The 15,612-nt window shown below is 32.2% G+C and carries 15 protein-coding genes and 1 other RNA gene; 9 read left to right on the top strand and 7 right to left on the bottom strand.

Annotation, left to right across the window (positions count from 1 at the left end; translation table 11 throughout):
- Nucleotides 1-68: 68 nt before the first annotated feature.
- Nucleotides 69-1,310 carry an ABC transporter substrate-binding protein gene (locus PKN74_RS05185; RefSeq protein ID WP_472309295.1) on the bottom strand — a complete coding sequence of 414 codons (1,242 nt, stop codon included), beginning with the start codon at nucleotides 1,308-1,310 and terminating at the stop codon, nucleotides 69-71.
- Between the two features lie 507 nt (nucleotides 1,311-1,817).
- Between PKN74_RS05185 and PKN74_RS05190 the strand changes: the two genes are divergently transcribed.
- The 9 genes from PKN74_RS05190 to PKN74_RS05230 all read left to right on the top strand — a co-directional run bounded on the left by PKN74_RS05190 (nucleotide 1,818) and on the right by PKN74_RS05230 (nucleotide 10,198).
- Complete coding sequence (locus PKN74_RS05190; RefSeq protein WP_472309297.1) at nucleotides 1,818-2,747, top strand: carbohydrate kinase family protein; 930 nt, start codon at nucleotides 1,818-1,820, stop codon at nucleotides 2,745-2,747.
- A gap of 21 nt (nucleotides 2,748-2,768) precedes the next feature.
- On the top strand, nucleotides 2,769-3,305 hold the full coding sequence (locus tag PKN74_RS05195) for a dihydrofolate reductase family protein (RefSeq protein WP_472309299.1): 537 nt from the start codon (nucleotides 2,769-2,771) through the stop codon (nucleotides 3,303-3,305).
- Nucleotides 3,306-4,724 (top strand): glycosyltransferase, encoded by a 1,419-nt coding sequence (locus tag PKN74_RS05200; protein WP_472309301.1) that lies wholly within the window; start codon nucleotides 3,306-3,308, stop codon nucleotides 4,722-4,724.
- A 62-nt stretch (nucleotides 4,725-4,786) separates the two neighbouring features.
- Nucleotides 4,787-6,385 (top strand): DNA repair protein RecN, encoded by a 1,599-nt coding sequence (locus tag PKN74_RS05205; RefSeq protein ID WP_472309303.1) that lies wholly within the window; start codon nucleotides 4,787-4,789, stop codon nucleotides 6,383-6,385.
- A gap of 12 nt (nucleotides 6,386-6,397) precedes the next feature.
- Entirely contained in the window at nucleotides 6,398-7,021 is a 624-nt protein-coding gene (locus PKN74_RS05210) for a HEAT repeat domain-containing protein (protein ID WP_472309305.1), read from the top strand.
- A 55-nt stretch (nucleotides 7,022-7,076) separates the two neighbouring features.
- Nucleotides 7,077-7,440: a transfer-messenger RNA gene (gene ssrA, locus PKN74_RS05215) on the top strand.
- A 275-nt stretch (nucleotides 7,441-7,715) separates the two neighbouring features.
- Entirely contained in the window at nucleotides 7,716-9,128 is a 1,413-nt protein-coding gene (locus tag PKN74_RS05220) for an MATE family efflux transporter (RefSeq protein ID WP_472309307.1), read from the top strand.
- A 154-nt stretch (nucleotides 9,129-9,282) separates the two neighbouring features.
- Nucleotides 9,283-9,459: a hypothetical protein gene (locus PKN74_RS05225; RefSeq protein WP_472309309.1), complete on the top strand. Its 177-nt coding sequence runs from the start codon at nucleotides 9,283-9,285 to the stop codon at nucleotides 9,457-9,459.
- A gap of 10 nt (nucleotides 9,460-9,469) precedes the next feature.
- Nucleotides 9,470-10,198 carry an ATP-binding cassette domain-containing protein gene (locus PKN74_RS05230; protein WP_472309311.1) on the top strand — a complete coding sequence of 243 codons (729 nt, stop codon included), beginning with the start codon at nucleotides 9,470-9,472 and terminating at the stop codon, nucleotides 10,196-10,198.
- Between the two features lie 26 nt (nucleotides 10,199-10,224).
- Here PKN74_RS05230 and PKN74_RS05235 read toward each other — a convergent pair whose 3' ends face one another.
- From PKN74_RS05235 to PKN74_RS05260, 6 genes are all read right to left on the bottom strand, one after another.
- Complete coding sequence (locus PKN74_RS05235) at nucleotides 10,225-11,328, bottom strand: hypothetical protein (protein ID WP_472309313.1); 1,104 nt, start codon at nucleotides 11,326-11,328, stop codon at nucleotides 10,225-10,227.
- Between the two features lie 14 nt (nucleotides 11,329-11,342).
- Nucleotides 11,343-12,080: a tRNA pseudouridine(38-40) synthase TruA gene (truA, locus tag PKN74_RS05240; RefSeq protein WP_472309315.1), complete on the bottom strand. Its 738-nt coding sequence runs from the start codon at nucleotides 12,078-12,080 to the stop codon at nucleotides 11,343-11,345.
- 20 nt (nucleotides 12,081-12,100) lie between these two features.
- On the bottom strand, nucleotides 12,101-12,694 hold the full coding sequence (locus PKN74_RS05245) for a hypothetical protein (protein ID WP_472309317.1): 594 nt from the start codon (nucleotides 12,692-12,694) through the stop codon (nucleotides 12,101-12,103).
- A gap of 27 nt (nucleotides 12,695-12,721) precedes the next feature.
- The gene (locus PKN74_RS05250) at nucleotides 12,722-14,404 is read right to left on the bottom strand and encodes a phospho-sugar mutase (RefSeq protein ID WP_472309319.1); all 1,683 of its coding nucleotides are present in this window, start codon (nucleotides 14,402-14,404) and stop codon (nucleotides 12,722-12,724) included.
- 93 nt (nucleotides 14,405-14,497) lie between these two features.
- Nucleotides 14,498-15,073 carry a nitroreductase family protein gene (locus PKN74_RS05255; protein WP_472309321.1) on the bottom strand — a complete coding sequence of 192 codons (576 nt, stop codon included), beginning with the start codon at nucleotides 15,071-15,073 and terminating at the stop codon, nucleotides 14,498-14,500.
- 25 nt (nucleotides 15,074-15,098) lie between these two features.
- Nucleotides 15,099-15,515, bottom strand: coding sequence for a secondary thiamine-phosphate synthase enzyme YjbQ (locus PKN74_RS05260; protein WP_472309323.1), 417 nt, complete (start codon nucleotides 15,513-15,515; stop codon nucleotides 15,099-15,101).
- Between the last annotated feature and the right edge of the window lie 97 nt (nucleotides 15,516-15,612).

The following is a 15,612-nucleotide window of genomic DNA, read 5'->3' on the forward strand; positions in this document are numbered from 1 at the left end:
TGAAAATAAGAGGTAATTATAAAAAAGGGCGGGTAATTTTACTCGCCCTTTTTGTTTATTAAACTATCCTAGTAAATCAAACCTTTAAGATTTTTAGCCAAACTTTCCACAGCTGCCTTTGGTTGAGCTTGTCCTGTTAGTACTGAGTGAACTGCAACTTGAATTTCATAAGAAATTTCGTTGTAAATCGGTGAAATTGGTCTTGGCTCAGCACTCAAGAAAACATCTAAAATATCAGCATAGAAATCATTAGCCTCAAGCGTTCTTGGATCATTGTATGCAGAAACCCTTGTTGGTGTTTGACCAGCGTGAACCGCTTTAAAAACTTGTTGTTCATGACTTGTCAAGAACTTTATTAACTTCTTAGCAGCTTCTATTTCAGCCTTTGAAGAATTCTTATTAATACCTAAATTCCAGCCACCAAGAGTTGCTGAATGTCTTCCATTTGGTTCAGGACCTTTTGGTAGAACAGTAATTCCAACTTTTCCTGCAACTGGTGAGTCAGGAGAGTTTGCCAATGACCATGCATATGGCCAATTTCTCATAAATACTGCGTCTCCATTTTGGAAAACTCTTCTTGCTTCTTCTTCCATGTAAGTTGTAACGCCCTTTGGAGTTACTCCCTCATCTATCAATTTTTTCATAAAAGCAACTGCAGCCACATTTTTATCAAAATATTTTGGATCATCTACTACAACATCTCCACTTTCAATTATTTCTCCACCAAAACTGTGAACAAACTCCATAACGTTACACGTTAAGCCTTCATATCTTGCTCCTTGCCATACGAAACCATTAATTCCTTCCTTAGCAGATATGTCTTTTGCAATAGTAAATAATTCATCCCATGTTTCTGGAACATCGTATCCATATTTTACTAATAAGTCTTTTCTGTAATACAGAATACCAGCATCTGTAAACCAAGGAACAGAAACTAATCTTCCATCGACTGTGTTTGAGTTAACGGTACCTGGGAAAAATTCGTCTAATTCAAAATATTTATAGTCATCAGTAAGATCCACCAAAAAAGGGGCAAACTCTGCAGGCCAAATAACGTCTAACATTAAAACGTCTGGGTCAGACACACCAGAAGCCAAATATGTGACGTATAAATCATGCCTATCAGTTGAGCTGTTTGGCATAGGCATAATTTGAACAGTGATATCTGGATTCTCTTTCATAAACAATTCAACCTGTTTGTAAAGAGTTTCTAACTCTGTCCCTACAGCTCCTGCAGTCATAGTTATGGTTACAGAAAATGCTGAAAATGCTAATACTAGAATCATAAGTACAGCTACTACTTTCTTCATCCACAACACCTCCTAAGTGTTTAATTTTTTGCTAAATATTGTAAAGTCGAATTTATCTGTTTAAAAAAAATTTATCTTCTTTTTATGGTGAGAGAGCCTTAACCTGAATTTTCAAAGAAGCTTTGTTTTTACATTAATGTGGCAAAAAATACCTTTTAAATAAGATTTAAGCGCAGAGGAAACATTTTCCTTTCATTTATTATTATAAGATTATTAACCGAAAATAAAAAATAAGGTTATTGACATTTGTGATTATTTATTGACCTTTATTAATAAATAAATTTGATTATCCTAAAAAAACTCATCTTTTCTTAAAACTGTAAAGATTTGTTATAATATATTTTAGAAATCTCTTTAAGTAATGATGAATTTCCTGAATTTATAGGATGTACAGAGCAACATCCGTTCTTGACTTTCAATATACTTTGTCAGAATACGTTTCTTTCTCCTTTCAAATACAAAGACAACTATATAGCAAATATTAAATGTAAACTAAGGGGGTAGTTTATGTACAATTTTATTTCATTTGGTGAGGTTTTGATCGATTTCATTTCTACCGACTATGTAAATAGCTTAAAACTGGCTACTTCATTCAATAAATTTTTAGGAGGTTCCCCTAGTAATATTGCAGTCAATATAGCAAGGCAAGGTTTTAATTCCACCATTATTTCCAAAGTAGGTAAAGATCCTTTTGGAGATTATATAATATCAAAATTAAAAGAATATGAAGTAGATACAAGTACAGTAATCCAAGATGATCTTTTCAAAACTGATGTAGTGTACGTTTTAAAGTCGAAATTTTCTCCAGAATTTTTTGCATATAGATCAGCTTCCTTAAATTTAGAATTGCCTAATATTTATGTTGATATGATTAAAAACACACAGGTTTTTCACTTGTCATCGTGGGCAATTTCTTCAGATTTTAACTTAAAAAACGCTTTGAATTTATTAAAAACGGCGCAAAACTCCCACATTTTAACTGGTTTTGATCCTAATTACAGAAAAGTTTTGTGGGAAACTTCTTTAGAAGTAGAAGACGTCATTAAAATAATACTCCCTTATGTAGATATAGTAAAACCCTCATTAGACGATTGTTATCATCTTTTTTCTAGCGCAAAAAAAGAAGAAGAATATATAAATATCTTTCATAATCTAGGTGTTAAATATGTTGTATTAACTTTGGGAGAAAGAGGAGCTATCGTTTCTGACGGAACAAAAATGATGCATTTAGATTCCCTTGCTACTAAAGTAGTAGATACAACCGGAGCAGGTGATGCTTTTTGGTCTGGGTTGTACATAGGTTTAATAAAAGGATTTGATATATTTAATGCTTCGAGGTTAGGAAGTGCTTTCTCGGCTGAAAAGTTAAAATACGTTGGAGCTATTTCGAAAATAAGCAACTATAGAGAGTTAATACAAAAATATAATATTAATTAAAGAAGTAAGGAAGGCGAAAAAATGAAAGTTATACTTATAATGGTTCAAAGCATAAATGGTAAGGTTAGATTAATAAACGACAAAAATCAAAGTTGGTCTTCACAGGAAGATAAAGAGAACTTTTCAAAAATCACAAAAGAAATAGGTATTGTAATAATGGGTAGAAAAACTTTTGATGAAATAGGCAAGCCATTAAAAAATCGAATGAATATCGTACTCACAGGAGATCCCGAAAAATATCAAAAACTCGAAAAAGCTTACGAGGGTTCATTATACTTTACAGATGAAAAACCCGAATCTCTGTTAAATCGATTAGAAAAAGAAGGATATGAAAAAATTGCTTTAATTGGTGGCCCAACAATCAATGCTCTTTTTTTAGAAAAAAATTTAATAGATGAAATATATTTAACTATTGAACCTGTAATTATTGAAGGAGATTTGTCTTTATTTTCATATGTTCAAGGAGTACACAGATTCAAACTAAATAATGTAATAAATTTAAATAATGATGCTATTCTATTAAAATATCAAAAAGTAGATAAAGGTAGGAAAATCTGAATGAAAGTATTATTTCTTAATCCACAAGGCAACTTTGATAAACATGACTCACATTTAACCGAGCACCCTGATTTTGGAGGCCAGCTCGTTTATGTAAAAGAAGTTTCAAGAGAATTAGCTAAGATGAATTTATCTGTTGATATTGTTACTCGTCAAATAATCGATGAGAATTGGCCTGAATTCTCCAGTCCCATTGATTACTTTGATGATACCAAAAATCCACGAATTATAAGAATTCCTTTTGGCGGAGATAAATTTCTAAATAAGGAGCTTCTCTGGCCTTTTCTGAGTGAATATGTTGACAATATTATAACTTTCTATAATGGGGAAAATATAGACTTTGTAACAACTCACTATGCTGATGGTGGATTTTCAGGTGTTCTGTTAAAATCAAAACTAGATATCGATTTTTCGTTCACTGGACATTCTTTAGGTGCTCAGAAAATGGATAAAATGGGAGTTACTTTGGACAACTTTGAAAAATATGACGAGGAATATAGCTTTTCAAAAAGAATAATGGCAGAAAGATTAGCTATGAAATATGCTTACAAAATCATCGTTTCTACAAATATGGAAAGGTTTGAGCAATATTCTCACCCGCTTTATATAGATGTCTCAAACGTAAATGACGATCATAAATTTAAAGTTGTGCCACCTGGAGTCAATACGGAGATATTTAATGAAAATCTAAATGATATAGACGAGGATACAATAAAACATATCATAGAAAAGACAGGTGGGATCACCAAACCTTTTATAATATTGTCAAGTAGATTAGATGAAAAGAAAAATCATATCGGTGTCGTCAAGGCTTATGCAAACTCAAAAAAACTCCAAGAAATCGCCAATTTAGGGATTTTCTTGCGAGGTATTTCTAATCCATTTGAAGATATACATAAGCTAAACGATAAGGAACAAAAGATATTAAAGCCAATAATTCAAGAAATTAAAGAAGCAAAAATTGAAGATAAAGTTTATTTTTTTGATTTTAGATCTCAGAAAGCCCTTGCTTCAGCTTACAAATACTTCGCACAATTCAAATCCATATTTGCAATTACAGCCTTTTATGAACCTTTTGGTTTAGCCCCCATAGAAGCAGGAGCATGCGGACTTGCCATAGTTGCTACAAAAAATGGAGGTCCAAGTGAAATATTTTCTGATGGTTCTGGCGTGTTGGTAGATCCTTTTAGTATCCAAGATATTGAAAGAGGCCTTATAGAAGCTCTACAACATTATGAACTATACTCTAAAAAGGTCAAAAATAGGGTACTACAAAAGTATACATGGCGAAAAACTGCCGAAGGTTACTTAGAGGTAATTGAAGAAGGTTTAAAAAATAAAACACCTAAAATAAAAGAATCAGATTTCGAATTAGATGCGAAAAAACTCATACTTAAATACCTGAAGGATAGAAGATAAATATGGTATAATCATAGTAGAAATGACAAAAAATTGGCTAACTTTTGAGGTCGGTGGATGACATGCTAGTATCTTTATCAATGAATAACTTTGGCTTATTTAAAAAGGCAAACATTGATTTTAGCGATTCGTTTAACGTTATAACAGGAGAATCTGGAACTGGTAAATCGATGTTTTTGAATTCTATAAATATTTTTTTAACAGGAAATGTACCCCAAAATCTAAAAACTACCGAAGGATCTGTGTCTATTTATTTCATAGTAAATGATCAAATAAAAGATATTGTACAAGAATACGCACCTATTCAAGAAAACGAATTAATATTTTCTGTAAATTTTACCCCAAAAAGAACACTTTTTAGAATCAACGATACTATAGTCCCAAAAGATGTTGTTCAGGAAATTTCCAAGTTTCTTATAGAATTGCATTCTCAGGAATCGAATATTGCGTTAAGAGATGAGAACTACCAAAACGCTTTGTTTTTCAAAATCTTGAGAGAAAATTTTCCTGAATATTTTGTAACATATGATCTTAAATATCAAGAATATCTAAGACTGAAAAGAAGGTATGACAATTTACCTTCAAATATAAACGAAGTGTTTAGAAATATCGACTTATTGGATTATCAGATAAAAGAAATCGAAGAAGTTAATCCCAAACCATTTGAAGACGATGAACTTTCTGAACGTTTTAAAACTCTAAACAATAAGGAAGAGATTAAAGAAAAAATATATGAGTCGTTAAACATACTAAAAGACAACGAAGTCCAAAATATGGATATTGATATAGGTACTATAGTATTTAATCTATCAAAAATCTTAGGCTTTGGATTCAAAGACGAGTATTATATGGCTTTAAGTATACAAGAACAATTGGATGAACTTTACGACATTTTGCAAAGAAAAGCAGATGACTTAGATTTAGATCCACAAGAATTACAGACTATTTCCGACAGATTAAGCAGAATTATGGAGTTAAAAAGAAAATATGGTCCTACTCTTGAAGACGTACTAGAAAATCTTGAAAAATATAAAAAAGAAAAATCAGAACTAGAAGAGTTAAAAAAAGATTTTAATGAATTAGAACCAAAGATAAATAAACTAACTCAAGAACTTATGCAAGAAAGTCAAAATATCGTAGATAAAGCAAAACCTTTTCTCTTTAACTTAAAAACAAGCATAGAAGATCATTTAGAAGACCTCAATATGGGAAACGCTGAGATAGACTTTAGAATTGAAAAATTAAAGGAACCAAAAAAGGAAAGTGCTCATCGAATATGTTTTCTTTTGAAGACCAATCCAAAAAGTGATTTTTTACCACTTTCAGAAATAGCATCAGGTGGTGAGTTATCAAGAATTATATTAGCTTTAGAAGTTGTTTTAGGGACTAACCATACAATTGACACGATGATATTCGATGAAATTGATTCTGGTGTAGGCCCAAGAATGGCAGACGTTGTTGGTGAAAAACTCAAGGAGCTATCCAAGAACAAACAGATTATTGTGATAACACATATGCCACAGGTAGCCAATTTAGCTGATACACATTTTAAAATTGTAAAATCTGTGAATGAAGATGACATAAATTCAGAAATCATTAAACTAAATCAAGATGAAAAACAAAAAGAAATTAAAGAAATGTACGGAAGTATCATCTATTGAGAGGAAGTGTCTGTGTTGTATAGTCGTGATGAAGTTATTTTAAAAATAATTGAAGAAAAAGGTATTAAAGCAATACCAAACTTGATTGAACTGCTTGAAGATGAAAATCCAGAAGTGAGAGAACTAGCAATGGAAGCTTTAAGTATACTTGCTCCTGAGGGTAAAGACTATCTTCTTAAAGAATTTAAAAAGCGGTTTAGAATGAATCTACAAGATGATGTTGTATTACTTTACCTTGCTGAGTTACTTTCTGATTATAGATGTTCTGAAATAAAAGAAGATCTTGAAACGATGTTCAATAGATTTTCTGATGAAAGGGCATTTCCTCTTATTTTAGAAAATTTATTAAAAGTAACTCAGGATGAAAAATACTTGGACTTACTTAAGACTTACCTAGATGGTGAAGATATTGATGTAGAAGAAATATGTATAATGGCTGTTACTCAATTACCCTCTAAAAAGTCTATAGATATTCTTTTAGAAAAGTATTATAAAACTAGCGATAACTCTCTTAAAGTACTGATATTGGATTCATTAACTAAGATTCTCACAAATGATTTTGATCTAGTTACATACCTAAAAGATAAAGATAACGATATCTACCAAAAACTAGAGTGGCACATAAATAAATATTGAAATTCATACGAATTTGTGGTATAATATAGGTGGATACAAATGTAGACTGACATATGGGGACGTTCCGGATTCGACGGGGATAGGTTGGTTTCGGGAAGCGAGCCGAGGGTCTGCAACCTCGATAAAAAGCAGAACAATTTGAAATGCCGAACAACCAGAATTAGCTTTAGCTGCTGCCTAGTATAGCGCACAGCTCGTCTCTCCTCAAGTTTAAGAAGCCTTTCTTGAGGAATGAGGCGTCAGAAAAAGGCTTCACTTTTTGAGTCTAGTGCTCGGACTCAAAAAGTAACAAAAGGGCACTAGGGAGTTGAGACTCTGTCCGCAAAGTCTCAATCCCCAAAATCTGATTGCGGACTGCGCTCGGAGAAGCCGAGGTCACCTATCTTCGGACGCGGGTTCGACTCCCGCCGTCTCCACCATTTATTTCTTCAATTCCAATAAAAAATAATCCAGAAAGTTAACCGAGGAAAAGTAAGAAAGGCGCTATTTTAGCGCCTTTTTTATTTTTTAGGTTATTTTTGCTTGTATTAATAAAAATACAATCTGCCTGCTGAACTTATGAAACGTTCACAAATTCAAACTTTAAATTTACAAATTTTTTATATTTTTCCATTTTTTGTCACTATTTATATAGTACAATATAATTAGTGATCCTAATTAATTAAACTATTTTGAAGAGGAGAAGGAAGATCAGTTGAAGAACGATAAGTTACAAAGTGAAGAAAAAGCCACAAAGTTATCCCTTTCAAATCCTTTGTTAAAGGAGTCTTTAAGGATTGCAGGTCCAGCTTTTGTAGAACTAGTTTTGTCTACCCTTTTTGGAATGGTAGACATGATGATGGTAGGAAGAGTAGGACCAAGTGCTATAGCAGCTGTAGGTTTAACTAACCAACCTTTCAACCTTTTAATAGCAGTTTTTGCTGCTCTAAATGTTGGAACTACGGCTTTAGTAGCTTGGAATATAGGATCCCATAATATAAGAGACGCGCAAGAAGTAACTAGACAGTCATTGAAAATGGGCTTGATTCTAGGAATTATTTTTAGTATATTGGGAGTAATTGCTGCACCTGCAGTAATTACTTTTATGGGAGCTCAAGAAGACACTTTCCCGCTTGCTACTCAATATTTTCAGATCGTTGGAGCTGGCTTGATATTCTTAGTACTAAACATGGTTATTACTGCAGCTTTAAGGGGTGCTGGTGAAACAAAAATCCCTATGTTCTACAATTTAGGAGCAAACTTGTTTAACGTATTTGGAAACTATGTACTAATATATGGTAAACTAGGGTTTCCAAAGTTAGGTGTAGCGGGTGCTGCTATTTCTACAGTAGTGTCCCGGTTACTTGCTTGTCTCACCGCTTTTTATGTTCTTTATTTTTCTAAAAGAAGTATGTTAGCATTAAAATATTCCGAGGTTAAAGAAAGTAGAGGGTTAGACGCCAGTATTATAAAAAGAATTTTTGCTATAGGTATACCATCTGCAGTTGAACAGTTTGTGATACAAAGTGGATTAATGTTTTTTGGAAGAATTGTTGCTGGATTAGGTACCTCTGTGTATGCAGCTCACCAAATTGGTTTAAATATCAACGGATTAACTTTTTCACCTAGTCAAGCTTTCGGTGTTGCTTCAACAACACTAGTAGGACAAAGTTTGGGTGCCAATGATCCTAAAAAAGCTGAACAATACGCTAATATTATTCATAAAGTCGGATTAATAGTTGCGTGCGGTGTTGGTCTTGGTTTTATATTATTTTCACATCCAATCGCCAGGTTATATACAGATGATTTGGTTGTCGCAGCTATGGCAGGAACCGTATTAAAAATTATGGCTCTAGCACAACCGGGGCAATCTACCCAATTAATATTGTCAGGTGCTTTAAGAGGAGCTGGAGATACAACATTTCCTTTAATTGCATCTCTTGTTGGTATTTGGGGTGTGCGAGTTGTATTATCTCACATCTTCGTAAGAAATCTTGGTTGGGGACTCGTCGGAGCATGGATGGCTATGGTTATAGATCAGTATACACGTTCTTTAATAGTGTTTTTACGCTTCCGATCGGATAAGTGGAAATATAAAAGGGCTTTGACCGTAAGGCAAGAAGAATAGGAATATTTTCATAATGTTTGCTTATTTGCTAGCTAATCGATAAAGAATTGTAAAGTAAGTTACTACTTTTGTATAGAAAAAAGTGTATGATTATTTTAGATTGAGGTTGTGTACCACCATAATTTTATTCTTTTCAGAATAAGGCGGTGGAATAATGAGAGGCAAAAGAGAGAAGAAACTTCATCAAGAAATTAATTTAAAACTTTGTTCGCAAATTGATTTTATTAGACTTATTAAAAATGCAAATGATCATAAAAGTTTGGAAGAATTAGTCTTAAAAAAAGAGGATTTACTGTTAAATAATTTTAGTAAAAAAACGGATTCATATTAAAGGTAGAAATATGGATAAAGTTCCAGTAATAAAAATTGAAAATTTTTCACTAGAAATAAATAATAAAAAACTATTGAAAAACATAAACCTAGAAATTGCACAAAATGAAATTTTTTTAATCTATGGCCCCCGCAACTCTGGGAAGTCTCTGTTATTAAGATCAATAGTTGATCTTAATAACGAGCTTTTCAGGAATATTAGAAATAGCGGGGCAATTTTATTTCAAGGCGAAAGTATAGAAAATCTTGAAGGACAATATCTTCGTTCGCAGATTTCTTATTGTGAACCTACATTTATAGAAAATATTAACTTTTTAACGTTGAGCGAAATCTTAAATCTTGCTTTAGGTTTAAAAGCTTCAGACATCACAAAAGAACAGTTTATTATCTTAGAAAGACTTAATTTGTCACATATTTTTGCTGATATAAATACTCTAAAATTATACGAACATTTTGATAAATGGACAATAGGAGATAAAATTTCATTCATAATTTTCTTAAATATTGCTAGGAACCCTCAAGTTTTTATTTTTGACTCAATTCTTGATCACTTGGATGACTTTTTACTTAACGATATCAAAGAATTTCTTTACGAAACAAAAAAGGACAAAACTCTTATTATTTCTACCCGGAACATCAGATTATTTTCAGATATTGCTGAAAAAATTGGGTTTATAGTAGATGGAGAACTTTTATTTACAGGTAAAATCCAAGATTTCATGTTAAGCTTTCCAGGATAAGCTCTTTCATTCAACAAATGCTTCGATTAATCTTTATTGTTGTATATGCTTATTATATTATCTTTGACTTCTACTACATAATTTTTTGTTTTGTAAATTTCTTTTGGAGAATAATCAGGCAAATCTAGAAACATATTGTAAACATTTCCTTCTTTGTATATGCCACCTGTGAAATCGATCTTGTAGCTGTTTAAACCAAAAGTTGTAACTTGAATATAATTTGAAGTCAAGACAATAGATAAAGGTGCTCTTCCTAAATCTTTATTCAACGTTTTATTCCCTAAAGTAAAAAAATGACCAGAACTTGAAATCAAATAAACCGTTTTGTCCTTTTCATAAGCAAAAACAATTTCTCCGTCTATATAGTAAGTTTTACTTTTTTCTTCCATATCCCCATAATCACAATAAAATCTAGATTTTATTATTACAGGCTCATCTTTTATTGGCACCCAAATAGAAAGAGGAGTGCCATAAAAATAAATGCCGCTTTCTAATTCAAAAACTTTTTTTATCTTAGTTCCAACACTTTTGTATAGATCTTGCTTTTGAAGATATACTGTATACAATCGTTCATTAAAATTAGTTAAATCTAATTCTACTTTTTCAAAACCATATTCTATAACTATCTTTGATGGGGGAACTGTAATTTTTACCGGCAACTCAACATCTACCCCATTGATTTTAGCCGACTTTGAACCAGTTATTTCTAAATCTATCCACCTAGTAGGAACAGTCACTATGAATTCACCTAATGGCGGTGTAAACTCATGAGCGTAAATAATATCATCTACTAAAAGATCTACCGTTATTTTCTTATCCCATGGTAAAAAAGCGTTAGTTTGGGTACCTTCAGAAGTTATAATTAAAGAATTATCTGCAATAACAAAAATACTTTTTTGATATTCGTTGAGGAGATTTTGAATGACACGCTCTATATTATCAAAAGAAGTCGATGCTATTTGTCCAAGATATTCTATATTAAAAAATCCTTCTTCATACCCTATTTTCAAGATTGGGTAGTTAGGATCAGGTGGAATAGATACATCTGCATACTTGTATACAATATAAAAAATATCGCCAAAAAAAGTAGCTGGACCATTATATATAAGCCCAACCTTTGTTAGCGCCATTGTTAAACAACTTACTAAAATAACGCAGAATAAAAGTACAATCCTTGAGCAGGAGCGGAACCTGGAGCTAAAGATCGTTGCCTTGCCTCCAGTATAATTTTTATTCTTTCTGGTTCCCATGTACCTGTCCCTACCTTCACTAATGCACTAACCATATTTCTGATCATTCTTCTTAGGAATGATTTCCCTTCAATTCTAATACAAATGAAATTTTTCCTATAATTTAGTATTCTTACCCTATAAACTGTTCTTATAGGATTTCGTTCGTCGTTGCCTGCTCTGAAAGTTGTAAAATCATGTTCTCCTTCAAAATATCTTGCTGCTTCTCTCATCTTTTTTATATCCAAAGCAAACGGCACCCACCATACCCTGTTTCTTAAAAAGATATCGGGTTCTTTATCCACGTATATTAAATAAAAGTATATTCTTTTAGTAGCTTGTGCTCTTGGATTAAAATTGGCTTCCACTTGTTTTATTTCTCTCACATAAATATCTTCAGGAAGCATAGCGTTTAAGGCATCTTTGACATTTTTTTCGGTCATATTATCATTTGGTACATAAAATGAAACAACTTGACCAATGGCATGTACTCCAGTATCTGTTCTACCGCAGCCATAAGTTGGTATCTTCTCCTTAAAGATTATTTCTAAAGATTTTTCCAACTCATCCTGAACTGTTCTAACTCCACATTGACTCTGATAACCAAAAAAATTGGTTCCGTCGTATGCGATCGTTGCTGCAACCCATCTCACAAATTTTCCTCCTAAAAAAATCAAAGTGTTTTTTGCATAATTCCTGTTTCAAGAATTTTATAAGTGATTTGAGATTCATATTTTTTTAATAAATCGATGTTTTTTCTAAATAAACCTTCATAAATCCGTATTAAATACAAATTAACGAATTTGGTAACTCGCTGAGCTATTAAATCTTGCTGATCAAAAGAGACGTCCATAACTATTTTTTCTAGCCAAAAATCATAGCTATTTAAAATGTTGTTTTCAACGATAAGATCATTAAAAGAGGCTATGACTTTTCTTAATCCAATAAATTTTGATATTATTTCAACAAAATCACCATATAACTCTCTTACCATATCAGAAATATCATCGGTATATATTGCTTTTAGCGGTCCTTTCCCACGAGAACCAATCTTCAAATACCTAACAATTCCAGAGAGATCATTATTGTCTTCTTCTACCAAAAAATACCCAATGTAATCGTAGTCTGTTTTTTTGTTTTTATTATTGTTCTTAAGAGTTTTAATAGAATTATCATTGATAACTAAAATATTAGGCTCTTGATAACTAACATCCTTCACTTCCACAAAATCTCCATCTTGTGAAAATAAGAGATAATGAAACTCCATAACAACCACCCCTAACTTTTTTAACTACTATACGTTTACAATCTCAAATACGGCCTTTTCCGCTTCACTTATGAGTCTCTTGGCTTCTTCTTCAGATTCACCATTTACCATGATATAAAATTTTATTTTTGGTTCTGTACCAGAAGGTCTTCCTATTAGTTTCACTTTCCCGTATCTTAATTCAACAACATTTGATTTAGGAAATCCCTCTACACCTTTTAAATAATCTAAAGTCTCTTTAAGTTCGTATTCTCCAATTTTTACAGGAGGTGTCTTTCTCATCTTACTCATTATTCTATTAATTTTCTGAAGTCCAGTAAAACCTTCATAAGTAAAAGAAAGAAGTTTTTCTTCATAAAATCCATATTTTTCTTTCAGTTCCTTCAAATACTCTGTGAGAGTTTTTTTATTCGATAACATTTCTGAAGACATGACTGTAATAAGTGCGGCGGTAATAACTGCATCTTTGTCACGAACATGGTCGTTGGCTAAATATCCATAACTTTCTTCAAAACCAAACAAAAACTTTTTACCTTTCTTTTTGTTCTTTTCAATTTTTTCACCAATAAACTTAAATCCTGTCAAGGTTTCTTCTACTTCTACACCAAATTCTTGAGCTATGGGTTTCACCATATCAGTCGTTACTATAGTTTTCACGATGTAGTCTCCAGGTTTTATAGAAGAATAATCATAAAATTTTTTCAACAAAAAATGAGTTAACATTACTCCAACCTGATTTCCAGTAAAAGTTACGTACTCATCCCTATATTTTTCATATACACCAATTCTATCACCGTCAGGATCTGTAGCAAGAACTAGATTCGCATCAACTTCTTTTGCTTTTATCAAAGCTAACTCAAATGCTTCCTTTTCTTCAGGATTAGGAGACTTAACCGTTGAAAATTCGGGATCAATTTTTGATTGCTCCTCAACAAGATTTACTTCAAATCCTAATCTGGTTAGAATTCCGTATACAAGCTTTAAAGCTGCCCCATACAACGGTGTATAAACTATAACAGGTTTTACACCTAGGTTTGGGTTTAAACTTCTAATATATCCTTCGATTTCATCTAAATAATCGTTAAATATTTCATCATTAAGAATTATTATTTTTTCTGATTTTACACCTTCTTCAAAAGAGATTATATTAACATCTTTAAAATAATCAAGTTTTTCAATCTCATTTGTTATTTCGTTTGCATACTTTGGAACAGCTTGCGTTCCATCAGAAGTATAAACCTTATAACCATTATATTCCGGAGGGTTGTGACTGGCTGTTATTATAATACCACCGTCAGTTTTTAATTTTCTAACAGCATAAGATAAGAGAGGAGTGGGAGCAACCTGATCAAAAATATAAACAAAGATATTATTTGCGGCTAAAACACTTGCTGCTATTCTAGCAAAAAGATCGGAATATTTTCTAGTATCATACGCAATAACAACACTTGGAAAATCTTTATGTTTTTTTAGATAGTTTGCATAACCTTGTGTGGTACGAGCAACTGTATATATATTCATTCTGTTGCTTCCAGCACCTATTTTCCCCCTCAAACCTCCGGTACCAAATTCTAAATCTTTAAAAAATCTATCTATTATTTCTTCTTCATTTCCCTTTAAACTTAAGAGCTCTTCTTTTAATTCAGGATCATCAACATTCTCAAGCCATAATTGATATACTTCAAAAGCTTTTTCAACAACATCATCCATGTCTCGCACCTCCTTTTGTAGAACAGATTATTCTTTTGCTAAAAAACCGTTATTTTTATCATTATAAATTATATCATACCTTTAAAATAAAAATTAGAAACTATTAAAATGGATGATTTTTTCTAAAGGCCTTTTTGGTACATGATAATTGCCTTCTTCATCTACATAATATTTAACAGTTTCATCGTTATCTTCAACAAAAGATTCATGCGCTTTATAACCTAAGGCAATTACTGAATCAATATCATATTCTTCAGGAACATTTAACAGCTCTCTAATATTTTCTCTTTTCACTGAAGCAATAACACAACTCCCTATACCTAATCCCCAAGCAGCTAATAGTATATTTTCAAAAGCTGCACCAATATCGTGACCTATCCACCTTGTTGCACGTGATTTATTCACCAATATAACTATATATGCTGTGGGCTTTTCTCCTTCTTTTGGTGTCCCTTTTGGAGCTATATATCCCGCCCATGATAAATTTTCAAAAACCTTCTCACAAACTTCCTTCTCAGTAACTACTACATACTCTAAAGGTTGCATGTTTGATGCACTGGGTGCTAACCTTGCACAATCAACCAAATCTCTTAAAACCTCTTCAGGTATAGGATCTTGTTTAAACCTTCTGATAGTTCTTCTTTGCTTGATAATTTCTCTAATTTCCATAAGATCAACCTCCTATTTTTGAATTTTACTCACCTATGATCTTTACCAAAACCCTTTTCCTTCTCATTCCATCAAATTCCCCATAAAAGATTTGTTCCCATGGGCCAAAATCTAATTTCCCATCAGTAATAGCAACTACAACCTCTCTTCCCATGATAGTTCTTTTTAAGTGAGCATCGGCATTATCCTCAAAGGTATTATGCTTATATTGGCTATACGGCTTTTCTGGAGCAAGTTTTTCTAGAAAATTTTCAAAATCTTGCAGTAACCCTCTTTCATCATCGTTAATAAACACACTTGCAGTAATATGCATAGCATTACATAACAGTAAGCCATCCTTTATCCCACTTTCTCTTAAACATTCTTCTACAAGAGGCGTTATGTTTATAAACTCTCTTCTTTTTTCAGTATTAAACCAAAGTTCTTTTCTATATGATTTCACTATTAAACCTCCTTTAATCGTAGTTAAAATCATTTATGAATTTTTGTAGAGACGACCTACATGGGCGTCTCATGGTTTTGACCTTTGTAGAGACGAC

It is taken from the genome of Defluviitoga sp., assembly GCF_035349255.1.
Classification (GTDB): domain Bacteria; phylum Thermotogota; class Thermotogae; order Petrotogales; family Petrotogaceae; genus Defluviitoga.